Source organism: Bacillus sp. SRB_331 (assembly GCF_003264175.1).
Lineage (GTDB): Bacteria > Bacillota > Bacilli > Bacillales > Bacillaceae_G > Bacillus_A > Bacillus_A mycoides.
On the sequence record NZ_NADV01000001.1, the window covers coordinates 100,587 to 124,220 of the forward strand.

Annotated in this window: 22 protein-coding genes, 1 pseudogene and 1 riboswitch; of the genes and pseudogenes, 12 read left to right on the plus strand and 11 right to left on the minus strand. The window is 36.3% G+C overall.

What is annotated here, in order from left to right; all coding sequences use genetic code 11:
* Positions 1 to 17 precede the first annotated feature (17 nt).
* A complete protein-coding gene (locus tag B5P42_RS00620) occupies positions 18 to 356 on the minus strand; it encodes a winged helix-turn-helix transcriptional regulator (protein WP_002166316.1) in 339 nt (112 codons plus the stop codon).
* 169 nt (positions 357 to 525) lie between these two features.
* On the opposite strand from B5P42_RS00620, the gene B5P42_RS00625 reads away from it, so the two are divergent.
* From B5P42_RS00625 to B5P42_RS00635, 3 genes and pseudogenes are all read left to right on the plus strand, one after another.
* Positions 526 to 1,065 (plus strand): ester cyclase, encoded by a 540-nt coding sequence (locus B5P42_RS00625; protein ID WP_113733378.1) that lies wholly within the window; start codon positions 526 to 528, stop codon positions 1,063 to 1,065.
* Between the two features lie 23 nt (positions 1,066 to 1,088).
* The gene (locus B5P42_RS00630; protein ID WP_088035328.1) at positions 1,089 to 1,637 is read left to right on the plus strand and encodes an NAD(P)H-dependent oxidoreductase; all 549 of its coding nucleotides are present in this window, start codon (positions 1,089 to 1,091) and stop codon (positions 1,635 to 1,637) included.
* A gap of 12 nt (positions 1,638 to 1,649) precedes the next feature.
* A pseudogene (locus B5P42_RS00635) lies at positions 1,650 to 1,943 on the plus strand (MDR family MFS transporter); the annotation flags it as partial.
* Positions 1,944 to 1,995: 52 nt separating this feature from the next.
* Here the strand turns inward: B5P42_RS00635 and B5P42_RS00640 are convergent.
* From B5P42_RS00640 to gapN, 5 genes are all read right to left on the minus strand, one after another.
* The gene (locus B5P42_RS00640) at positions 1,996 to 2,199 is read right to left on the minus strand and encodes a hypothetical protein (protein WP_044444657.1); all 204 of its coding nucleotides are present in this window, start codon (positions 2,197 to 2,199) and stop codon (positions 1,996 to 1,998) included.
* Positions 2,200 to 2,449: 250 nt separating this feature from the next.
* Positions 2,450 to 2,965: a type 1 glutamine amidotransferase domain-containing protein gene (locus B5P42_RS00645; RefSeq protein WP_113733379.1), complete on the minus strand. Its 516-nt coding sequence runs from the start codon at positions 2,963 to 2,965 to the stop codon at positions 2,450 to 2,452.
* Between the two features lie 282 nt (positions 2,966 to 3,247).
* Complete coding sequence (locus tag B5P42_RS00650; RefSeq protein WP_113733380.1) at positions 3,248 to 4,447, minus strand: ABC transporter permease; 1,200 nt, start codon at positions 4,445 to 4,447, stop codon at positions 3,248 to 3,250.
* Between the two features lie 60 nt (positions 4,448 to 4,507).
* Positions 4,508 to 5,932: an amino acid permease gene (locus B5P42_RS00655; protein WP_002010833.1), complete on the minus strand. Its 1,425-nt coding sequence runs from the start codon at positions 5,930 to 5,932 to the stop codon at positions 4,508 to 4,510.
* 146 nt (positions 5,933 to 6,078) lie between these two features.
* Positions 6,079 to 6,260: riboswitch (Lysine riboswitch) on the minus strand.
* Positions 6,261 to 6,437: 177 nt separating this feature from the next.
* Positions 6,438 to 7,877, minus strand: a complete 1,440-nt coding sequence (gene gapN / locus B5P42_RS00660) for an NADP-dependent glyceraldehyde-3-phosphate dehydrogenase (protein WP_002010835.1) — start codon at positions 7,875 to 7,877, stop codon at positions 6,438 to 6,440.
* Between the two features lie 704 nt (positions 7,878 to 8,581).
* Between gapN and B5P42_RS00675 the strand changes: the two genes are divergently transcribed.
* The 5 genes from B5P42_RS00675 to B5P42_RS00695 all read left to right on the plus strand — a co-directional run bounded on the left by B5P42_RS00675 (position 8,582) and on the right by B5P42_RS00695 (position 14,888).
* The gene (locus B5P42_RS00675; protein ID WP_113733381.1) at positions 8,582 to 10,342 is read left to right on the plus strand and encodes an ABC transporter ATP-binding protein; all 1,761 of its coding nucleotides are present in this window, start codon (positions 8,582 to 8,584) and stop codon (positions 10,340 to 10,342) included.
* Positions 10,339 to 12,339, plus strand: coding sequence for an ABC transporter ATP-binding protein (locus B5P42_RS00680; RefSeq protein WP_002140515.1), 2,001 nt, complete (start codon positions 10,339 to 10,341; stop codon positions 12,337 to 12,339). The genes B5P42_RS00675 and B5P42_RS00680 overlap by 4 nt, the downstream gene beginning before the upstream one ends.
* Positions 12,340 to 12,642: 303 nt before the next feature.
* The gene (locus tag B5P42_RS00685) at positions 12,643 to 13,440 is read left to right on the plus strand and encodes an amino acid ABC transporter substrate-binding protein (RefSeq protein WP_002030008.1); all 798 of its coding nucleotides are present in this window, start codon (positions 12,643 to 12,645) and stop codon (positions 13,438 to 13,440) included.
* On the plus strand, positions 13,427 to 14,125 hold the full coding sequence (locus B5P42_RS00690; protein WP_033706449.1) for an amino acid ABC transporter permease: 699 nt from the start codon (positions 13,427 to 13,429) through the stop codon (positions 14,123 to 14,125). The genes B5P42_RS00685 and B5P42_RS00690 overlap by 14 nt, the downstream gene beginning before the upstream one ends.
* Positions 14,126 to 14,153: 28 nt before the next feature.
* Complete coding sequence (locus tag B5P42_RS00695) at positions 14,154 to 14,888, plus strand: amino acid ABC transporter ATP-binding protein (protein ID WP_002010843.1); 735 nt, start codon at positions 14,154 to 14,156, stop codon at positions 14,886 to 14,888.
* Positions 14,889 to 14,939: 51 nt separating this feature from the next.
* Here B5P42_RS00695 and sasP read toward each other — a convergent pair whose 3' ends face one another.
* Positions 14,940 to 15,143 carry a small acid-soluble spore protein, SasP family gene (gene sasP, locus B5P42_RS00700; RefSeq protein ID WP_000013349.1) on the minus strand — a complete coding sequence of 68 codons (204 nt, stop codon included), beginning with the start codon at positions 15,141 to 15,143 and terminating at the stop codon, positions 14,940 to 14,942.
* Between the two features lie 490 nt (positions 15,144 to 15,633).
* On the opposite strand from sasP, the gene B5P42_RS00705 reads away from it, so the two are divergent.
* Positions 15,634 to 15,879 (plus strand): hypothetical protein, encoded by a 246-nt coding sequence (locus B5P42_RS00705; protein WP_002087367.1) that lies wholly within the window; start codon positions 15,634 to 15,636, stop codon positions 15,877 to 15,879.
* A 16-nt stretch (positions 15,880 to 15,895) separates the two neighbouring features.
* Here B5P42_RS00705 and B5P42_RS00710 read toward each other — a convergent pair whose 3' ends face one another.
* Complete coding sequence (locus B5P42_RS00710) at positions 15,896 to 17,356, minus strand: YheC/YheD family endospore coat-associated protein (RefSeq protein ID WP_003187554.1); 1,461 nt, start codon at positions 17,354 to 17,356, stop codon at positions 15,896 to 15,898.
* 19 nt (positions 17,357 to 17,375) lie between these two features.
* Positions 17,376 to 18,428, minus strand: a complete 1,053-nt coding sequence (locus B5P42_RS00715; RefSeq protein ID WP_113733382.1) for a YheC/YheD family protein — start codon at positions 18,426 to 18,428, stop codon at positions 17,376 to 17,378.
* Positions 18,429 to 18,553: 125 nt separating this feature from the next.
* Between B5P42_RS00715 and B5P42_RS00720 the strand changes: the two genes are divergently transcribed.
* Both B5P42_RS00720 and B5P42_RS00725 read left to right on the plus strand, forming a co-directional pair.
* The gene (locus tag B5P42_RS00720; RefSeq protein ID WP_113733383.1) at positions 18,554 to 19,699 is read left to right on the plus strand and encodes a DUF445 domain-containing protein; all 1,146 of its coding nucleotides are present in this window, start codon (positions 18,554 to 18,556) and stop codon (positions 19,697 to 19,699) included.
* A 143-nt stretch (positions 19,700 to 19,842) separates the two neighbouring features.
* Entirely contained in the window at positions 19,843 to 20,196 is a 354-nt protein-coding gene (locus B5P42_RS00725; protein WP_088035249.1) for a YlbF/YmcA family competence regulator, read from the plus strand.
* A 153-nt stretch (positions 20,197 to 20,349) separates the two neighbouring features.
* Here B5P42_RS00725 and B5P42_RS00730 read toward each other — a convergent pair whose 3' ends face one another.
* Entirely contained in the window at positions 20,350 to 20,946 is a 597-nt protein-coding gene (locus B5P42_RS00730) for an NDxxF motif lipoprotein (protein ID WP_113733384.1), read from the minus strand.
* A gap of 24 nt (positions 20,947 to 20,970) precedes the next feature.
* On the minus strand, positions 20,971 to 21,528 hold the full coding sequence (locus B5P42_RS00735; RefSeq protein ID WP_088035254.1) for a DUF1700 domain-containing protein: 558 nt from the start codon (positions 21,526 to 21,528) through the stop codon (positions 20,971 to 20,973).
* 412 nt (positions 21,529 to 21,940) lie between these two features.
* Between B5P42_RS00735 and alsS the strand changes: the two genes are divergently transcribed.
* Positions 21,941 to 23,629 carry an acetolactate synthase AlsS gene (gene alsS / locus B5P42_RS00740; protein WP_113733385.1) on the plus strand — a complete coding sequence of 563 codons (1,689 nt, stop codon included), beginning with the start codon at positions 21,941 to 21,943 and terminating at the stop codon, positions 23,627 to 23,629.
* The last annotated feature ends 5 nt before the right edge of the window (positions 23,630 to 23,634 follow it).

Sequence of the window (23,634 nt, forward strand, 5' to 3'; positions counted from 1 at the left end):
GGTAAGGGGTTTTTGTTTTATAAACTTAATCCAAACCGCTTTAATTCAATGAAAATTCCCTCTAATTGCTTTCCTTTATCCGTTAACGTGTACTCTACACGAGGCGGAACTTCTGGATATACTTTTCTCGTTATAATCCCTTGTGCTTCTAATTCTTTTAGTCGAAGCGATAATGTTTTCGGACTAATCCCATCCATTGATTTTTGTAAATCACTAAATCGTAACGTTCCTTCGATAAGAAGGTCTCGAATAATTAAAAATGTCCATTTTGTACTAATTACGTCAAGCGTTTTAGCGATAGGACAAGGTATACCAGGTAAACCTTTCGTTAATACAACTGGATCTATATTGCTCATGGAAATAGCCTCCATAAAAATTTTTTGAATGAATTTGCCTTATCGTATCACAAAACTATCTATTTCGTAACTATATGAAAAAAATATCACTACTTCCATAAAGGAAGTTAGTGCGTATACAATAGCAATACGAAACAGAAAGAATTTATATGAGGAGGTGGTGATTTCCATGGGGATAAAAAAGTTATTTGGATTTCTTAGTTTGTTTGTTATTTGTATTGTGCTTGTAGCATGCGGTGTGGAGGGAAAAACTGAAGTCCAGTTATTAAAAGAAATGCCAAAGCCAAAAGCAATGACAATTGATTCTTCACTAAGTAAAAAGGAAGCGACAGAAATGGTTCATGCAGCGCAGCGCTTTTACGAATTTTGGGATACAGGTAAAGAGGAGCTTATTCTGCAGACTGTGACTGATAATTTCTTTGATAATACGTTGCCAAAAGGCCGTCCACAAGGTGTTGAAGGATTAAAATTTGCAGCGCAAAATTTTCATAAAGTCGTTCCTGATATACATTGTGAGATTGAAGATTTATTGGTTGTTGGTGATAAAGTAACAGCCCGTCTTTCTTTTACAGGAACGAATAATGGTAAGAAAATCAATTTTTTTGCGATGGATATTTTACATGTGAAAGACGGAAAGATAACGGAAGATTGGCATTTAGAAGATAATCTTACACTACAGCAGCAACTCGGTTTAATAGCTGAAGAGTAGATCATATAGGGGAGAGAAAAGTGATGAAAAATATATTGATTATAAATGGACATGAAAAATATGGTACGAAAGAAGGACGATTAAATAGAACGTTAGTAGATTATATGGTAACTGTATTAAGCGAGAATCATCATGTGAAAACAACAACGATTCAAGATGGATACAGTATTAAGGAAGAGCAAGAAAAGTTTTTATGGGCTGATGTTGTAATTTATCAAACACCAATTTATTGGTTTAGTGTTCCTGGATTATTTAAAACTTATATGGATGAAGTATATGAATATGGCTTGTTCTTTAAAGGTGCAGATGAATATGGAACAGGCGGTTTATTAAAAGAGAAGCAGTATATGTTTTCTACAACTTGGAACGCACCTGAAAAAGCATTCGGAGATAAGACGAAGTTCTTTGAAGGAGAAAGTTTAGAATCAGCACTTAGTCATTTACATCGTGTGCAGAAGTTTCTTGGGATGAGTCCGTTAAAGAGTTTTGCTTGTTATGATGTGGTGAAAAATCCTACTGTTGAGAAGTATTTAGAGAACTTGAAGAACCATTTAGAAGAAGTCATTCAATAATTACAGTCATAATATGTAGGCTTATTCATTTATATAATTGGATTTACAATACTCGGAGTGAGCTATAGTTTATGGATCTTATTAATCGCAGGGCTTTTCTAAACTGTAGGAGAGATGATGTATGTGCCAGTATGTCAATCTATTCTGGCACATATGGTACCAAATGAAGTAAGAGGTTCATTTATTGCATCTTGGGGCATGAGCGCTCTATATTTCATCGTTGGTATGAGCAGTATTTTATTATTTATGAAGGCGATAGGGAAAGAGAAGTATCAGAATGAAGGAAATGTTTCTCAGATTGGATGAAACTATATAAAAAGCGAACCAGTTATACTGGGACTCGCTTTTTATATAATTTTTAAAACGGATCAACTTCAGCTAAATCAGGATTGGCGTTAGGGTTTGTTAATAAGGTTTTCAGCTCACCTACTTCTGAGAGAGCGACGAGAATATAACCACTAATAAGGACGATGAGTCCGATGACTCGTAATGTTTGCAATTTAATGTCACGGCTATTTTTTTCTGAGTTGTTTTGGGGCGTTGCAGGTGGATTGTTGTTCATAATAGAGCTCCTATCTTTTTTATTTATATGTGCGAAATCATTATTAACTTATGGATAGGAATCGTATAGTCATTTTCACTATATGAGAAATGCCTATGAAAAGTGATTAGAAATTTTGGGACGAGAAAAGAGGCTGTCTCAAAAAATCATTAAAGATGAAGAAATGTTTCATATGGTGTTAATTTTGTTTTTTACAAATAAAAAGGTTAACCAAAGTAGTTATTTAGCTACTTTGGTTAACCTATAATAACTATCCTAATATACGCAATGATTCTTCAATAAACACTGGGATGTCCTCTGGTTGTCTACTTGTTACTAGCTGATTTTGGCATACAACCACTTCTTTATCATGAAAATTTCCACCGGCATTTTTCAAATCGACCGCAATGGATTTATATCCAGTCACATCGCGTCCTTCAAGTGTTTGTGCAGTGATGAGTAATTGGGGGCCGTGACAAATAGCAAAAACAGGCTTTTTCGCATCCATAAATGCTTTGCTAAAGCGAACAAAACGTTCATCTGCACGAAGTATATCTGGGGAAAATCCGCCTGGTATAAAGAGGGCATCAAAGTTCTCTGGAGAAACATCATCAATACTTTTATCAATTACGACTTCACTTTTTCCTTGTTTACCGTGTACCGTTTTACCTTTTTCCATTTCAATAGTTGTTAATTCGTATCCCTTTTGATTAAAAGATTCTACTGGCTCTGTGTATTCTGTGTCCTCGAAATAATCCGTTATTAAAATAGCAATTTTTTTACTCATTGCAATCAGCTCCTTATATTATATAATCGGTTCCAGAATCGTCCTTGGGCAACGTCTTTTATAAAGTGAAACCTTAATTCATATTTTTTCATTCCCTCCAGTTCCTTTGCCCTGTTAATTTAATAACTACCCTTTTTATTAGGACGTAAACATGTATTATCGTTTTTGTATGTAAAAATCATAAAATATCGGTTGTTTCAGTGATTCTTGTTTGAGGAAGAAAAATAAAAAAGCCAAGGAGATAATTTATTTTCTCCTTGGCTTTTAAGATAATTCTTTTCGTTAAAACGAAGAAACGCGTTGCTTCGTTTTTGGTACAATAATAAATTTGATCCAGATTAACCCGATAATCATAATGATAAGACTATGTGAGAATTGCCCTGTAGCAATGAGTATAATACTTGAAAATACAATGAGTTGAATGCTTAGCAATATAAAGATTAAGCGGAGAAATTGATTCATTCGTTTTTCAGTATCAATTGGATATAATGCTACGATAATATTTCCCGAAAAATATTTCCACAGAGAACGAAGCTGCATAGAAATCATATATAGGATGATATAAGCGATAGCACCTTTTACGTATATATTCGGAACAAAATATAGGATGAAAGCACCGATTACCCCCAAGCGAATATATATACCGAAATAATCATTACCACGTAAAAATGCAAGTGTATGTAAATAAAAGAAAGTAGCTCGTTTTTTATGTAGTAAAGGTTCGATCCAATTTGTAAGCCATTTTCTGCCGTTTACTTGTTTTTTTAGCTGCGGAACATCGGTAAAGATGCTAGCGAATTGATAAAAGCGTATGTCCATTTTTTCTTCTTGCTCAATTATGTATTCCCATGGTATTCGCTTTGTGGGCTGTTTCTTCGTATATAGAAGTAGGAAAGCGAGAAGTAAGAGTAATCCGCCTAATACAATTACATTTGCAGCATAAAACAGCATGTAAATGATCAGGGCGTTACAAGCAATACGAATGATAAACCATATGCTTTTTTCATAACTATCACGCCACATCCAATGTATGTATATGTTCCAGCCCTTTAGAATCATTAAAATTATAAAGATTGTACATAAAAAAGGTACGGTTAATTGTAATGATTGCATGGCAAGCGGTACGAGAATAAGGAACGTAAATAATAATGGGAAAAGCTGAATGATGTAATTATATAGAAGAGATTTTTTAAAATAAGATATTAATTTCTCTTCTAATGCGAGTAAATAGACAGCGTCCGGTTTTTGAATAAATGTGCGAACTTGGCATCTCGTTATAATGAGTGTAAGTACGATCGTGATGAGTAATAAAGATATTCCTTTAGAAGGATCCGTTTTAAGAAACTTAGCGTAATAATATGCACCTACACATGAGACGAAGATGAAGCTATATAGTAAACCGTTAATCATACGTGCAAAGTATGTGATGGCATTTTGAATATGTTGTTGAAAACGAGAGCTCCATAGTGATTCGATTGACATGTTTTTCACCTCTTTTTTCTATTATATATGTTTTATAAAGTAAAAAACGAGCAAATTGCGTTACGCAACTTGCTCGTTTTTCTTTTCTTTATTTTTTTTCTGATCACGATTCATTAATGGATAGAAGGCAAAGCCAATCCCGAATAAACCAATTCCGAGAAGAAATGTTTTTATATCGGATGCGCCGGTTTTAATAACCCATAGTGCATAGCAAAGTGCGATAACTGCAACTACACCATCCATAATTCTTGAACCCATTTCATTCTTATATGTTTCACCAGTTGCGACTAGTTTTAACTGGAAGATTGGTGAAACGAGATATGGAATGAGGTAGGCCAGTGTTGATACGGTAATAACGAATGTATAAGCTTCCGCAATTGTTCCTGATAATGTTGAGAATAAGAACACTTGCGACATAATGTTTGTTAATCGTAGTGAATGAATTGGACTTCCTTTTTTATTCGTTTTTGCGAAGAAGGAAGGGAAGAAACCTTCTTTTGCTGCTTGATAAGGTACTTCTGAGCTTAATAAAATCCAGCCTAATATTGAACCGAATAGGGAAGTAAGAGCAAGTAATGCCATAAGTTTCCCGCCGCCATGACCCATTGCAGCGTTTAATGCATCTGCTAATGGACGTTCAGAAGCTTGTAATTTATCAACGTGAAGTACACCCATTGTTAAAATTGTAATTCCTAAATAAATTGCAACTGTTATTAGTAAACCGGCAACAGTCGCACGTTTTACCGTTTTGGGAGAAGTAGCTCGGTTTGATAAAAGAACGGCTGATTCAATGCCGATAAATGCCCAAAGCGTTGTAAGAGCCGCTAAATTTACTTGTGAAAGGAGACCGTGTGATACGCCTTCTTTATCGATCATCGGTGTGTACCATTGTCCAAACTTTGAAGCTTCGAACGCAAATAACGTAACGACAATGAATAGAAGGAATCCAGTTACTTTCGTTGTTGTCGCTAAGAAGTTTAGCTTCCCAGCTCCGCTTACACCGTTTGTTAAAATTAAATGTGTTCCCCAAAGTAAGATGGAACAAATAGTAAATGTAATTAGTTTTCCAACTTCTATATTGAAAGAGCCAATTGAAAATAGTAGTCGTGTATCTTTCATAATTGGGAAGAAGAGCGATAAATATCCCGCGAAAGATGTAATAATGGCAACGTTACTTGCCCAGTTTGCAACCCAATATCCCCATACCATGCTGAAACCAGCCATTTTCTTTCTTTTTGGTGTTGAGAATAAAGCATATGCATGACTTTGTGGTCCTGTCGTTAAATCAGGACGACGAATTGCTAAATTACCGAAAACAAGAGCTAGCATTAAAACACCAAACCCTGTTGTTAACCAAGCTAAAGTGACACCGAGTGGGCTTGCTGTTTGTGCTAACGTACTTGGCACCATGAAAATACCAGCGCCAACCATGTTACCGACAACGAAAGCTGTTAGTACCCAAAAGCCCCATTTTTTTTGTTGCATAGAAAATACCTCCAAAGTTAGTATAACCAAGTCAAGCGAGGAGATATGTATGTCTTCCTGATAAGGAAGAGAAGGTCCAAACAAAACAAAAAAAGCACGTAATTTGCCGCTACATGCTTTCTATCTTATAAGAAACCCACGACATACCTCTCGATAGCTCTCCACAAACGAAACGTTTGTGACAGTTCTGCACTTATTAAATGCAGACCCAGCAAGCGTGCATGGTGGACACGACTTACTTCGGCAATCATTCCTTTCTCATTTCTTCATCAATGCCACTACATCTCCTGAAATGATACTCTTAATGACTGCAACCTCTACCTCACCGAGATACGAATGAGGATTTATGTATTAAATTAACATGTTTAAGAGTAACAAATGTATTTTTATACGTCAATGGATATAGTAATAATCAGATTATAGAGAAGAATTTGTTATTAGGTCCCGGAGGGTTTTAACTAAAAAGCAGCTGACCTAAATATTAGATCAGCTGCTACATATAAGATTAAACTAAGTTTAATACAGTTACTTTTTGACGAGTCATAGACTCAAGGCTCTTACGAATACCTTGTGCGCCCATACCTGAACCTTTTACACCGATGAATGGGAAGTGGTCAGGGCCGCGCTCTGTGCGTCCGTTAATTTGAACAGAACCAGTGTCGATTTTGTTAGCAATTGCAAATGCTTTGTTAATGTCTTTTGTGAAGACACTTGCTTGCAGACCGAACTCTGATTTGTTAGCAATTTCAATCGCTTGTTCGTCAGAAGAAACACGGATGATTGGAAGGATTGGGCCAAATGGCTCTTCCCAAGCAACTTTCATTTCTTCTGTTACGTTGTCGATTAACGTTGGATAAATTAGGTTGCGCTCACGTTTGTTACCGATAACGATTGTTGCACCTTTTTCAGCAGCATCGTCAATTAAACCTTGAACGAAGTCAGCAGATTTGTCGTCGATTAATGGAACGATTGTGCTGTTTTGTTCTGGAGATCCAACTGATAGTTCAGCTACTTGCTCTTTTAATAAGCCAGCTAGTTCGTCTGCTACATTTTCATGTACAAGTACACGCTTAATAGCTGTACAACGTTGACCTGAGTAAGAGAATGCACCGCTTACGATATGCTTTGCAGCTTCTTGTAAGTCTGCATCTTCACAAACGATACCAGGATCTTTACCACCAAGTTCTAATACAAGTGGAATCATCGCAGCTTTTTTCGCTAAATGTTTACCTGTATTTGTACCACCTGTGAACGATACCATATTTACGCCAGGATGTTCTACTAAGTAGTCACCAATTACAGAACCGCGTCCTGTAGCTACGTTTACAAGACCTTTTGGAAGGCCAGCTTTATGAAGTGCTTCAACCATTTTAACACCGCTAATTGCACCTTGAGTTGCTGGTTTGAAGATAACAGCGTTACCCATAATAAGTGCTGGTGCAAGTTTTGCAGCAGATAAGTTTACTGGGTAGTTAAATGGTGCAATTGCTAATACAACACCAAGTGGTGCGCGCTGAATAATCGCAAGTTTAGATTTAGATCCACCAGGGAAGCTATCACCCATCATGCTTTCACCGTGCATGTGAAGTGCTTCGTCAACTGTGTAACGAATTAAGTCAGCTGTACGAACGACTTCTTTTTGCGCATCTTTATAGCCTTTACCGACTTCTTTCATAATGATATCGGCAATTTCATCTTGCATATTTACGAGCTCATCAGCCCATTTATATAAATATTTTGCGCGATCTTGTAGAGAAGCTTCAGCCCATGATTTTTGAGCTTCTTTTGCAGATGCAATTGCTTCATCTACTTCTCCTTGAGTAATTGCTTGTACTTGCCCAATTACTTCGTGTAAGTATGGAGATGGAATGTCGATTGTTTGACCTGAAGAGCTTTCTCTCCATTCTCCGTTTAAATAAAATTTGTACGTATTGCTAGTTGTCATGATTAGTCCTCCTAAAATAGCAACTTGTAAGAGTGAGTATAAGGTGATTGTAGGTGGTTTGATAATATTTTTCAAATGAAATGTTTGTGAAAACGATTTCTTACTATTTTTTTGTTTTGTATGCCCTTTCTTACAGAAGATTCCCTTATTTCAAACTGAATTATAAGTAGAATGCATCACTTTCATTTTTTGTGATAAAAGATTATTTTATTCTAAAGCGAAAAAAACAATTGACAGAATACTCAATAAAGTTGTAAGATTATAAATGGAAAATAAATGAAGGGGGTGTGCGTAATGATTGTAATCGTAAATGTAATGGGCTTAGCTCTGTTAAATGGCGGAAAACATTCATATCATTACGCAACCCGTGCGGATATATAGGACCTTTGCGTCTTATGAGAAGCGTACGTTGCGTATATCGTAACGTACGCTTTTATGCATTCTTTGCATATCGTCAAGCGGCGGTATGCTTTTTTTTGTTTATCCCGCTATTTGCGGGCTAATAATCAGTGGGGAATGAACAAAACCCCCACTGATTAAAGTTTCACTTTATTTTCCTTGTTTGCGTGGTTACTATAAAAAATCAGAATTTGGAAGGTGAAAAATGTGATGAAATTGTATGGCTTACGAAATGTAAATGTGATGGGTTTGGATAGCGGGTAAAGAAATGTGAATCAAACGGGAACGAGAAAGGGGAGGTTATATTGTTTTCAGTATTACTAAAGTTAAGCTGGTTTTTTAGAGAGCATTGGAAAAGGTATAGTATCGCAATTGGGGTACTTTTAATTGTAAACGTGATAGAGGTAATTCCACCGAAAGTGTTAGGAATTACAATTGATAATATTAAAACGGGAGCCTTAACGAGTGAGGCGATTATGCAATATATTTTTATTTTACTTGGGGTAACGATTGGTGGGTATGTGCTTACTTTCATTTGGCAGCACCAACTATTTGGCGGTGCGTTCGTACTTGAGAAAACGATGCGTTCAAAATTTATGGGGCATTTACTTAAGATGACACCGACGTTTTATCAAAAAAATCGTACTGGCGATTTAATGGCGAGAGCGACAAATGATTTAAAAGCAATCTCCATGACAGCTGGTTTTGGTATATTAACGCTCGTTGATTCTAGTCTATATATGCTTACAATCGTTTGTATGATGGGCTTTTCAATTAGTTGGCAGTTAACATTTGCTGCGCTTATACCCCTTCCGATTATGGCGTATGCGATGAATAGATACGGAAAGAAGTTGCATGAAAGATTTACAGTCGCGCAAGATGCGTTCGGGGATATGAACGATAAAGTACTTGAATCAATTGCGGGTGTACGCGTTATTCGTGCGTATGTACAGGAGAGCGCTGATCAAGGAAGGTTTCATCATTTAGGAGATGACGTATACGAGAAAAATATGAGAGTAGCAAGAATCGATGCATTATTCCAGCCAACTGTAAAAATGCTCGTCGGTCTTAGCTATTTAATTGGTTTAGTGTACGGTGCATATCTCGTATTCCAATCAAAGGTGACACTTGGTGAGCTCGTTTCTTTTAACGTCTATTTAGGGATGATGATTTGGCCGATGTTTGCAATTGGTGAATTGATTAATGTTATGCAAAGAGGAAATGCGTCGCTCGACCGTGTAAATGAAACGTTAGCTTATGAACCGGATGTAAAGAATCCGAAAGATCCAAAGGTTGTACAAGAGCCAGATTACATTGAATTTGATAATGTTACTTTTTCATATCCTTCATCAATTGAAACAAATTTAAAAAATGTTTCGTTCTCATTAAAACAAGGAGAGACACTTGGAGTTGTTGGGAAAACAGGAAGCGGGAAAACGACGCTCGTTCGTCAGCTTCTTCGTCAATATCCACTCGGGGAAGGGGATATTGCGGTTTCTGATGTGAAGCTAGATAAAATTACGAATGATAACGTACTTGGCTGGATTGGGTATGTACCTCAGGAACACATTTTGTTCTCAAAAACAGCGAAGGAAAATATTTTATTCGGAAATAGAGAAGCGACTGAAGAAGAACTTGAAAAAGCGATTGAAATAGCTGCGTTTAAAAAGGATTTAGAGTTTTTACCGGAAGGTTTAGAAACGCTCGTTGGAGAGAAAGGTGTTTCTTTATCAGGTGGGCAAAAGCAAAGGATTTCGATTGCGAGGGCTGTTATTCAAAATCCGGAAATTTTAATTTTGGACGATTCTTTATCAGCTGTTGATGCTCGTACTGAAGCGGCAATTATTGAAAACATACGAACAGAAAGAAGCGGGAAGACGACGATTATAACAACGCATCGTTTGTCAGCAGTGCAGCATGCTGATTGGATTCTCGTTATGGATAACGGTGAGGTTATTGAAGAAGGTTCGCATGAAGCGCTCGTTCGAAATGGGGGCTGGTATGCAGAGCAGTTCGAAAGACAACAAGGTGAAAGTGAAAGTACGGATAGTGGGGTGAAAATATGAGTGTTTCAAAACGATTGTTTCAATACGCGATGAAAGTAAAAGGGCCGATTTTTGCAGCGATGGCGATGCTATTTGTTTTCGTTATTGCAGAACTCGCGGGTCCTTTCGTCGCAAAAACGATGATCGATGAGCATATCGTTGGAATAGAGAGACCCTGGTATGAAACAGAAAAGAGTGAGGATGCTGTTTCATATAATGGTGCCTTTTATAAGCGAAGTGATCGCTTTGAACAAGGTGAGCAAAAAGGGAAAGAAGTCCGAGTGATTCAAGTTGGTTTTCAGTACTATTTTGTACCGAATAAAATAACGCTTGAAGGAACTCGTTCTGTTAAGGGTGATGTGCTTACAGTACAAAGTGGTAAGGCAGTGCAAGTGTATAAATCGAAAGCCTTAACGAAAGAAGAAGTATTTGCGTTTTATAAACCAGAAATAAATAGGTTATTACTACTTGGCGGTGGATATTTCGCTTTATTAGTAGTCGTATCATTATTTGCATACGGAAAGCAGTTCTTCTTACAGAAGGCGGCAAACAAAATTATTCAAATTATGAGGGAAGACGTCTTTTCCCATATTCAAACGTTGCCAATTCGTTATTTTGACCATTTACCAGCAGGGAAAATTGTATCGCGTGTAACGAATGATACAGAAGCGATTCGTGATTTATATGTAACAGTGCTTGCGACATTCGTCTCTAGTATCATCTATATTATCGGGATTTTCGCTGCGCTATTTTTACTTGATGTAAAACTGGCGGCACTATGCTTACTCATCATCCCAATTTTAATTGTTTGGGCGATTATGTATAGAAAGTATGCGTCTGTATACAATCATAAAATGCGTTCGCGTTTATCGGATATTAACGGAACAGTGAATGAATCAATTCAAGGGATGCCAATTATTCAAGCATTTCGTCAAGAACATGAAACGAAGAAGGAATTTGAAGAGTTAAATGGTGATTATTTTAAATATCAAAATAAAATTTTAAATTTAAATGCAGCAACTTCGCATAATTTAGTGTCTGTATTAAGAAACATCGCTTTTACAGGTGTAATTTGGTATTTCGGTGGTGCTTCATTAAGTGCTTCTGGCCTCCTTTCTCTAGGGATACTGTATGCTTTCGTCGATTATTTAACGAGATTGTTCTCGCCAATTACGAACATGGTGAACCAACTGGCTAACTTAGAGCAATCGCGTGTTGCATCAGAGCGCGTCTTTGAATTGCTAGAGGAAAAGGGAGAGGCAGTAGAAGAAGAACGTATGCCTCGCTTAACCGGAAATGTGAAATTCGATAATGTTTCGTTTTCTTACAATGGAAAAGATGAAGTATTAAAAAATATTTCTTTTGAAGCGAAACAAGGGGAGACAGTGGCACTTGTCGGGCATACTGGATCAGGAAAAAGTTCCATTATGAATGTGCTCTTTCAGTTTTATGAATTTCAAAAAGGGAAGCTTACGATTGATGGTCACGATGTAACAGAGATGCCGAAACAAGCAACACGTGAACATATGGGAATTGTATTGCAAGATCCGTTTTTATTTAGCGGGACAGTGGCATCCAATGTAAGCTTAGAAAATGAAAAAATTTCAAAAGATCGCATCGTAAAGGCGTTACGTGATGTTGGTGCGGAAAGGTTTGCGAACAATATAGATGAAAAAATTACGGAGAAAGGAAGTACACTTTCAACCGGAGAACGTCAGCTTATATCGTTTGCTAGGGCACTTGCTTTTGATCCTGCTATTTTAATTTTAGATGAAGCGACTTCCAGTATTGATACAGAAACAGAAGCGATGATTCAACAAGCGCTAGAAGTTGTGAAGAAAGGACGAACGACGTTTATTATCGCTCATCGTCTTTCAACAATTAAGAGCGCTGATCAAATTATTGTGCTTGATAGAGGAACGATTTTGGAAAAAGGCTCCCATGATGAATTAATGAAAAAGCGCGGGCGTTATTACGATATGTATAAAACGCAAATGGAAGGAAACCAGAGTGCTTAATTTTTAGAAGAACTTGCGATTTTCGCAAGTTCTTTTTTGATCGGATTGTCCGCTTAGAAGTTAATGTATTTCACCGGCTGAAAAACTTATAAATAAGTAGGTATTGTTTTACCTTTTTCTTTATAAATGCTATATTAAAAAATGTTACTTATTTTTTGTATGTAGCGTTATTTTTCCATTTTGTTTGATTATGAAGAAAAAGGTTAAACTAAATAAGAACATTTTCATTGAAAAATTGTTCGAAATTGCATACAATCAATATAGTTTTTAAATTCCTATCAGAATACTTGGAGGACTACTATCATGAAAAAATTATTTTCAGTGCTTGCAGTAACTACATTAGCGATTGGGATTGTAGCGGGCTGCGGTAAAGAAGAGAAAAAAGATACAGCTAATCAAGATGCATTACAGAAGATAAAACAAAGCGGTGAGCTTGTAATTGGTACAGAAGGTACATATCCACCATTTACGTTCCACGATACAAACGATAAATTAACTGGGTTTGACGTTGAATTAGCAGAAGAAGTTGCAAAACGTTTAGGTGTAAAGCCTGTATTTAAAGAAACACAATGGGATAGCTTACTTGCAGGAATAGATGCAAAACGTTTCGACATGGTTGCGAATGAAGTTGGTATTCGTGAAGATCGCCAAAAAAAATATGACTTCTCTAGTCCATATATTTCTTCTTCAGCAGCATTAGTTATTGCGAAAGATAAAGATAAACCTGCTACATTTGCTGACGTAAAAGGATTAAAAGCAGCACAATCTTTAACAAGTAACTACGCAGATATTGCTAAGAAAAATGGTGCGGAAATCACAGGTGTAGAAGGATTTAGCCAAGCAGCAGAATTATTAAGTTCTGGCCGCGTTGATTTCACAATCAATGATAAATTATCAGTGTTAAACTATTTAGAAACGAAAAAAGATGCAAAAATTAAAATTGTAGATACAGAAAAAGAAGCGTCACAAAGTGGATTCTTATTCCGTAAAGGTAGCGACAAACTTGTACAAGAAGTAAATAAAGCGTTAGAAGATATGAAAAAAGATGGTACGTACGATAAAATAACGAAAAAATGGTTCGGTGAAAATGTATCTAAGTAGCGCATTGATGTCAGATCGATTGTCTACTTGGATAGATATTATGCAGACTTCCTTCGCGCCTATGCTGAAGGAAGCTGTCTTTACGACAATTCCGTTAACGCTTATTACATTTATTATCGGTATTATACTTGCGACGTTAACAGCGCTCGCACGTATTTCAGGTAGTCGTATTTTACAATGGATTGCTCGCATCTATGTATCTATCATTCGCGGAACGCCACTTCTTGTACAGTTATTTATTATTTTCTATGGTCTTCCAACTCTTAATATTGAGGTTGAGCCATATACAGCAGCAGTTATTGGATTTTCATTAAATGTAGGTGCATATGCATCTGAAATTATTCGTGCTTCTATCCTTTCAATCCCGAAAGGACAGTGGGAAGCAGCTTACACAATTGGGATGACATACCCGCAAGCATTAAAACGTGTTATTTTACCACAAGCAACACGCGTATCAATTCCGCCGCTTTCGAATACATTTATTAGTTTAGTGAAGGATACGTCATTAGCGTCGTTAATTTTAGTAACAGAAATGTTCCGAAAAGCGCAGGAAATTGCAGCAATGAACTATGAGTTTTTAATTGTTTATTTTGAAGCAGGTCTAATTTATTGGGTAATTTGCTTCTTATTATCTATCGTGCAACAAATATTAGAAAAACGTTCAGAACGTTATACTCTAAAATAACCCTTTCATAAAAGGAGTTTTTGTTTTTATGATTTCAATTCAACATTTACAAAAAAGTTTCGGAGATAATACCGTATTAAAACATATAGACTTATCAGTTGAGAAGGGCGAAGTGGTTGTTATTATCGGGCCATCTGGATCTGGTAAAACGACATTCTTGCGTTGTCTCAACGTGTTAGAAACGCCGAACGCTGGTAACATTCGCATCGGCAATAAAGAGCTCGATTTCTCTCAAAAAGTATCGAAGAAAGATATTGTAAATCTTCGTACGCAAACAGGTATGGTATTCCAACACCATAATCTATTTCCTCATTTAACAGCAATTCACAATGTAATGGAAGGGCTCGTTACAGTGAAAAAGATGGGGAAAGAAGAAGCGAAGAAAAAAGCAAACTATTTCCTTGAAAAAGTTGGTCTTGCGGATAAAGTAGACTTATATCCGTTCCAATTATCAGGTGGACAACAACAGCGCGTTGGAATCGCTCGTGCGCTTGCGATGGAGCCGGAAGTTTTACTATTTGATGAGCCAACGTCAGCACTTGATCCTGAGCTAGTTCAAGAAGTTTTAAAGGTTATGAAAGAACTTGCTAAAGAAGGAATGACGATGGTCATTGTAACGCATGAAATGCGCTTTGCTCATCAAATTGCGAACCGTGTTATTTTCATGGATGGCGGTGTCGTTGTCGAACAAGGTACACCGGAAGATGTATTTACAAATCCAAAAGAAGAACGAACGAAGAAGTTTTTACAAATGTTGCAATAAATTAAGGAAGGTCTCAAGGCATATGCCTTGAGACCTTTTTGCCATATATATTTATTTTTGGAATCCGCCAAGGCTTTGCTCAGCCATTGCAACTAAACGTTTTGTAATTTCTCCACCAACAGAACCGTTAGCGCGAGCCGTAGAATCTGCTCCTAATTGTACACCAAATTCTTGAGCGATTTCGTACTTCATTTGATCGATTGCTGCTGTTGCACCTGGTACTACTAATTGATTGTAAGAACTTTGGTTTGCCATAGGAATATATCCTCCTTAGAGTTATAAAAATTTTTTTGGTTGGACTAGCTGGATTTGAACCAGATTATCGCCCCGTTTGGCGCTAATCCATCGGTAATTAAGTTTGTACTCATAGTATGGATGTTACCTAGAAAGATATACAAAAAAATAATTTGTAAATTTTGTAAAAAATATTTCATCATTTCGTAAATTATGAAATAAGAGTAATCGTTGTATTTTTAAGAAAGAAGGCTAAACTAAGAGCGAAATCATATGCGTTTTTTTCTTTGTATAACCAGCTTAGCTTACTTAACTTATGATTTGTTAAAGTGAGACAAATTCCAGTTTAGTAAAATGAAAATTAAATCGGGAGCAACAGCATAGTTCTGTTTTAACCCAGGATGGGGCAGAAAAAGGAACTGACCGCGTCTATGCACGGCTAGATGCTCTCTTTAATCTAAAAAAAGGGTTTTTTAATTGTTTTTAAACGATAACGTATGGAGGAATCATGATGGGAATTTGCCCGCTTTGCAACGCGCTAGAATCACAAACATATTCTTGTCAAAATTGCCAAGGTATACTCCAAGATTATGGGAAAACTGTAGATTACATAGACGATTACAGTGCATATATGGATCAAGAATTATTAAGTGCAGTAGACGGTTTAACACATAATAATTCACAGGAGTATTGCAATCATGTTTTTTATTGCGGAGTATGTAATGTGGAAACAGAAGTTGTAGTGAAGCTCGTTTAAATAAAAAACTTCCACCTTATGAAGGAGGTGGAAGTTTTTGTTTTTGTATTTGTGAGTTAATCATAGGGGAAGGGATGTTTTCGGTATGTGACGAAGGACCTGATTTTATTTGTGACATTTTTTCTTTCGTGTCGCGCAAAGAGTGTTCAGTTAAATAGATGGCATATTCATAAAATAATTGGCGCGTAAGTTCACTTTGTTCTTTTAACTTTTCATCTTGGAATACAGTTCGCCCCGGTTTAGAATTTGCTTCAAATAGCCACGGGTTTTCCGTGGTGTCTAAACCGATATCGAAACCAATCTCTCCAATGTTCCCGGTTACTTGCCCATCAAGTGCATAACTGATTTGTAAGGCTGTTTGTTTTAGTTTATTTTCAATTTGAACTTGCTTTGTTGAATCAGGAAATAGTTCCTGAAGTAATTTCGTATCACCGCCGCTATTTACATGAGTTGTTAAGCTACCTTTGCCGGCGATTTTTGCGACGATTGCACTGACTACCCAATTACCAAAATGGTTTTTATTTGTATGAATGCGAAAATCGACGGGTTGCCCTTCGAAGCGGAGCAGTGAGATACCTTGTTGTACGATAAACTTTTTTAAATCATGTCCTTTTAACACATGGTTAAGAAGGGCTTCTAATGATTGATACTTTCTTAGTTTGTTTTGTTCATTTTCACGGTAACGACAATAGTAGCAATTATCAGTTTGAGAATAGAGTATTTGATGAATATTTCTTCCGAAGCTACCGTGTATTGGTTTCATATAAATGTACTTATACGTACCGAGAAGTCGTTCTACTTGTTCAAAATGTTGAAATACTTCTGTATTTGGTAAGAATGGTTTAATTGAATCTTCTTTCATTAAAAGTTGATGCACTTCCCATTTATTGAAAAATCCCGGATTAAACCACGGAATCCCATAGTCGCTTTCTAAACGTTTTTTTGCTCTTACGATAGGTTTGTAATTTTCTGCTTGCCGATTTGGTAATCGGTCGTAAATGACATTTGGTAAAGGGACTTTGTTTTTTACCCATTTTCCTTCTTGAAAGAAGTACCCTTCAATTGTTTCCTCTTCCCAGTTTATATGTTGAATGCCAAAGACAAATACAAATGGCTGCAATGTGAATGGTGGTGTTAATAACTCACTGAGAGAGATGGAACGACTTCCTAAAGGAGAATTAGAATCATCGTTAAAGCCAGTTGTAAAAATCCCGATTAATGGGCCGAAAACAATGGTTTGATTGTGTAAGAAGGCATGGATTGTTGCTGAATGCGGTAGTAAAAGATCGGCTGCAATCTGTTCGCCAATAATAATTTCTCGCGTGAATGAATAATGAATTTTAATATTCTCACATGTAATATAACGTAAGCCAAAGAAAAAGGATGTAATTGGTGGTGTAATAGAAAAAACGTAAGGTAAAGTAATACTATTTGGATGCTCATCTGAAATACTTAATGTATATATGTGCTCTTTCAACAGGGATTTCCTCCTTTCGTTATGGTGTAAATCGGCTAAACTTTAATGGACCATGAAAAATTTGTTCAGCCAGTTCGTCGTTGTACCTAGTATAAACATCGTAAGATGGCATCGTATTGACGTACATAAGCCAAATGGCACCTTTTTGATCCATAATGGTAGAAAGCTCTAGTTCAAATAATGAAGAATAGGACTGATCGAGTGTTTTAAACACTTCATTTACAACATCATGTAAAGCATCTTTTAATAATTGAACGCCAGTTGGAGAAAGTAAATATTTAATTTTAGAAAATGGATGTAACATAGAACGTTCTGTTGCTGAAAGTAAAAATTGTGCTGGGAATGAAGATTTTTGTATAAATTGACCGAGCACTTTCCAATGCTGTTCTTTATTTTTTTGCATAATGGTTCGAATATGAATCGGATATGATAGTTGATTTGGAGGTTGTAACATTGGATGAATCATATAACGGAATGAGTGTATGTTCGATTTGCACCATGATATAAATTTATCTGTTCGTTTGAATTGAGTAGAAGTATGATGTTGTTCATTTATTGTATCGATATGAAATGTTTTATTTTTGTAAGTGGCCCGATATAAATTTTCATTGGAGTGTATATTGATTGGTCTTATAATAATATCTCTTGTTTCTAGTAGTAATTTAAAAATTCCTTGTACTGTTCCTTTTATTATTTTTGGTACGTAAGGGGAAAGACGTTTATTAGTAAGAAAAAGATTGTGTAAATCGCTTGGGTTAATAAGTGTGTTGTTTAAAAAAGTAGTGGAAGAACGTTTGTGTAATGAATGAATAATCGCATTTGCTTGTTGGAATTCCTCATCCTCTTTGAAATGACAACGATCATATATATATGAAGGAATGGGAAAGGTTTGATCTATCCAATTTCCTGTATCTGTATCGTAAATAAGACCAGAAACAAGATCTGTCTTTGAATCAATGCTAAACGGTGTGAATTGGGCAACGACGTTATGATAAAGACGAGCTCGCTTAGCGATTTCGGTGTAATACGTTTGCTCGTGATGGAGCCCGGAAGTTAAAAGACCAAGAACCAACGAAATCACTCCTTTAGTAATAAGATGTTTGCATTATAGGCGAAGCTATATATTGCAAATACGTTTTTATACCATTATACTTTTGTCCGTATGATGATATGCTATAGTTTTGGAGAAGTGAAAGGTTGATTGTGATGAATATATGGTTAAATATGTTAATAACGACAGGGCTCGGGGCAATTATTGGAGGATACACAAATCATTTAGCGATAAAAATGTTATTTCGTCCTCATCGTCCGATTTATATTGGGAAGTTTCAGGTTCCATTTACGCCAGGATTAATTCCGAAGCGCCGCGATGAGCTTGCTGTTCAATTAGGTAAAATGGTTGTAGACCATTTGTTAACACCAGAAGGAATCGGAAAAAAACTAACAAATAAAGAGTTTCAAACCAGTTTAATTCGCTGGACACAAGTGGAAGTTGATAAAGTAATTACAAATGAACAGTCGTTACGGGATATGTTAGAAAAATGGAATTTAGAACATGTAGAAGAAGAGGCGACTCAAAAAATCGAACATGTTATTACAGAAAAAATTCATGCATTTTTAGCAGAGTACTATACATATACATGGGAACAGGCGTTACCTCATTCTGTTCATGAAAAAGTAGAGAATGCGATTCCGAATGTATCGGCGTTTATTTTAGATCGAGGAATTCGCTTTTTTGAAAGTGAAGAAGGGAAAGGTCGTCTTTCAAAAATGATTGATGATTTCTTTGCTTCTAGGGGAACGCTACTTAACTTAGTCGGAATGTTTTTAGGGAATGTCAGTTTAGTGGATCGAGTACAGCCAGAAGTCATTAAGTTTTTAGGACAAGATGGCACGAAAAAGCTTTTAACTGATGTACTGCAAAAAGAGTGGGAAAAGTTAAAAGGAAGAGATGTAAAAGAATTAGAGACGTTTGTAGAGAAAGAAATGATTGTGAAATCCATACTGTCAGCAGTTAAAGTAGAGGAAACAGTGAGTAAATTTTTAAATCAGTCTGTTCAGCAAGTATGTGAACCGGTCCGAGAAACAATCATAGAAAAAATCGTCCCAAGTGCAGTAACGAAAGGCTTGAAGTGGGGAACAGAAAATGTAGAGAGCATACTAAACAATCTACACCTTGCGGAAATTGTCCAGCAAGAAGTTTCTACATTTTCAACGGAGAGATTAGAAGACCTAGTTCTGTCCATAACGAAAAATGAATTGAAAATGATTACGTATTTAGGGGCATTATTAGGAGGAATGATCGGACTCGTGCAAGGGGTGTTACTTCTGTTCCTTAGGTAATAAAAGGGAATACATAGAAATAAAAGTGAAATTTCTTCACATCTCTTGCATAGTTTGATATGGTAAGAAGAGGTGCGTATGTAAATGCACTTAAAAGGCAGTGCGAGCGAAAAGCGCTAGCCTTCTAAAGGAGGAAAAATAAAATGACAAAAAACATTCATGATGTTGCATATGAATTACAAAAAACAATCGCTGAAAACGAAGATTTCCAAACATTAAAAGCAAGCTACGCAGCAGTACAAGGAGATGCAGAGTCAAAGAACTTATTCGAAGAGTTCCGCGCGATGCAACTTGGCTTACAACAAAAAATGATGCAAGGCCAAGAAATCACTGAAGAAGATAACCAAAAAGCACAAGAAGTTGTAACTCGTATTCAACAAGATGCAAAAATCACAAAGTTAATGGAAACTGAGCAACGTTTAAACATCGTTATCACTGACGTTAACAAAATCATCATGAAGCCACTTGAAGAATTATATAGCGCGCAACAAGCGTAATGATGGAAGACGCTCCTAGTATGGGGGCGTTTTTTTTGTGGGGAATTTGATAGTCCTTCCACAAAAAAATCCCCGCCGAAATAGCCATGTGTTAGTGACTATTTTTGACGGGAATATATGATGTATCTTTCAATTTCTCTTTTATATATATAATTACTTGTTGAAATACTCAGTTCTAATATTTTTTTCTTTCAAAAACTTTTCAATCTCTTTTTGCTTTCTACCATTAACTTTCTCAAAGCGCTTTGTAAAAGAAAAATCGGTCTTGAATAAGTTACCATCTTGAGCGATTTTTTCTATTTCTTGATCTAGTTCTACTGAAAGTGCTGTAGACGATGAAATAAATTCATAGATTTCTTTCGAAGGTTTTTTGTAATCATCAGGGATCGTATTGTTACTAATAAAATCATGGAAATTCGCATCATTTTGTTGCGCTAAATCTACTAGTTGCTTTAATTTCTCTCGGTCGGATTCCGTGACATTCTCGTCAGACATAGATGATGAAAGTGGAACGATGTTTTCGTCTAACTCTCCGCTATAATCTAAATAAATTTTTATATTTTGTTTCATTTCGTCTTCGTTAATCGTTTCATTCTTTTTTGAGGAAGTGAATATAGTTTCTGGAATTTTTATCGTTACATCTTTAATAGATTGCACATCGTTTTCTGCCTTAGGTTGTGCACTGTTTGAACAAGCTGATAGAAATAAAATTGTAAGTAACATGAGTAGATATAAAGTATACTTCTTCATTTTAATCTCCTTTTATATTCATTATTATCTTTGTAAAATAGCTATATTCCATTTCAAATACTTTACTAAAGTTGCGTATAGATGTTTTACCATTTGGTAAGATATGACGGATATGAGTAAACCGCTGCAAAAAGCGATGAACACATTGTAAACATCGGAATAACTGATTTGATGAAACCCTTTAAAAAATCCTAACGCTATTAATAAAATAGGTGAAATGATTAAAAATGGAGTAGCAATGATAAGTGCTAGAAGAATCGGTAATAAAAAGAGTAGTACGAAAAAGGCGATAATGATAAAGGTAAAGTTTAAAACACTTAAACTCATAACAGAAAATAGTGCGGTTATCATATTTTTAAAGCTTCGTTTATTATCAGCGTTATGTATTGCATAGGAAACATTAAGCTCTTTCGCGATCGTTTTAGGGTTTCCTAGTTTTCTAGCAATTTCTTCTTCAGATTTCCCATCTTGTTTACCACTGATAAAATGAGTTTCGTACTCTGAGATAATATCTTTCTTTTCTACATTAGGCATATTCCGCAGGGAAGAACTAAGTTGTTCCAAAAATTCACTTTTGTTCATAACAATCACTTTCCTTTATAAAATGATGAATTACAGCTGAGAATCCTATCTTTTGAAAAGGGGGATACGAATTATAAGGTGCGTTCCAAATGTTGGGTATTCCAATATTTACAAATATATCATTTAGTAGTGTTCTTTGCAAGGTACTATAATCTTATTAATACTGTGATTAGATGGAATTTTTTCGTGCATTTTTAGAGGAGATATAAAAATATTATTTTAGGATAAACAAAGGTTTGTAAGCGTATTCCTTAGAGGTTGTCAAAAAACTGTCAAATTCATATCGTTGGAAAAATAATGCATTTGTACTATAATGATAAACAAGATATATTACACTATGTTAATTAATGTGGTGAAGTATATAAAATTAAAATCTTTATTACACACATTATGAAATAAAGGGATGATTAGTTTGAGTACAGGTGTAAAAGCAAACGACGTGAAAACAAAAACAAAAGGAGCAGATCTTGTTGTTGATTGTTTAATTAAACAAGGTGTTACACATGTTTTCGGTATTCCAGGAGCGAAGATTGACTCTGTATTTGATGTACTGCAAGAAAGAGGACCAGAGTTAATTGTTTGTCGTCATGAACAAAATGCAGCATTTATGGCAGCTGCTATTGGTAGATTAACAGGGAAACCGGGCGTATGTCTTGTAACTTCAGGACCAGGGACATCAAATTTAGCGACAGGTCTTGTTACTGCGAATGCGGAGAGTGATCCCGTTGTTGCTTTAGCTGGTGCAGTTCCGCGTACAGATCGATTAAAACGTACGCATCAATCTATGGATAATGCTGCATTATTCGAACCAATCACTAAATATAGCGTAGAAGTCGAGCATCCTGATAATGTACCAGAAGCACTTACTAATGCATTTCGAAGTGCTACTTCTACAAATCCAGGAGCAACACTTGTAAGTCTTCCGCAAGACGTTATGACTGCGGAAACGACAGTAGAATCTATCGGTGCGCTTTCTAAGCCACAGCTTGGAATCGCTCCCACAAGTCATATTGAATACGTAGTAGAAAAAATAAAATCAGCGAAATTACCAGTTATTTTACTCGGTATGAGAGCGAGCACAAATGAAGTGACGAAAGCGGTTCGTGAATTAATTGCGGATACAGAACTTCCTGTCGTTGAAACATATCAAGCAGCTGGTGCAATTTCACGTGAGTTAGAAGATCATTTCTTCGGCCGCGTTGGATTATTCCGTAACCAACCAGGTGATATTTTACTAGAAGAAGCGGATTTTGTTTTATCTATCGGCTATGACCCAATTGAGTATGATCCGAAATTTTGGAATAAACTTGGAGACAGAACGATTATTCATCTTGATGACCACCAAGCGGATATCGATCATGATTACCAACCAGAGCGTGAATTAATTGGCGATATCGCTTTAACTGTAAATAGCATTGCGGAGAAATTACCGAAGCTTGTATTAAATACGAAATCAGAAGCAGTTTTAGAACGATTACGCTCGAAATTATCAGAGCAAGCAGAAGTTCCAAATCGTGCTTCAGAAGGTGTTACGCATCCACTTCAAGTCATTCGTACACTTCGTTCTTTAATTAGTGACGATACAACCGTTACATGTGACATCGGTTCCCATTCTATTTGGATGGCAAGATGTTTCCGTTCTTATGAACCACGTAGACTATTATTTAGTAACGGTATGCAAACGTTAGGTGTTGCACTTCCTTGGGCAATTGCCGCTACTTTAGTTGAGCCGGGTAAAAAAGTTGTTTCAGTGTCAGGTGATGGTGGTTTCTTATTCTCTTCGATGGAGTTAGAAACAGCGGTACGTTTAAATGCTCCGGTTGTCCATCTTGTATGGAGAGACGGTACGTACGATATGGTTGCGTTCCAACAAATGATGAAATACGGCAGAACATCAGCTACAGAGTTTGGCGATGTCGATCTTGTGAAATATGCGGAAAGTTTCGGGGCGTTAGGTCTTCGTGTCAATACACCAGATGAATTAGAAGATGTATTGAAAACGGCATTAGAAGCAGACGGTCCTGTCATTATTGATATTCCAATCGATTACCGTGACAACATTAAATTAAGCGAAAAACTATTACCAAACCAATTAAACTGATGGGG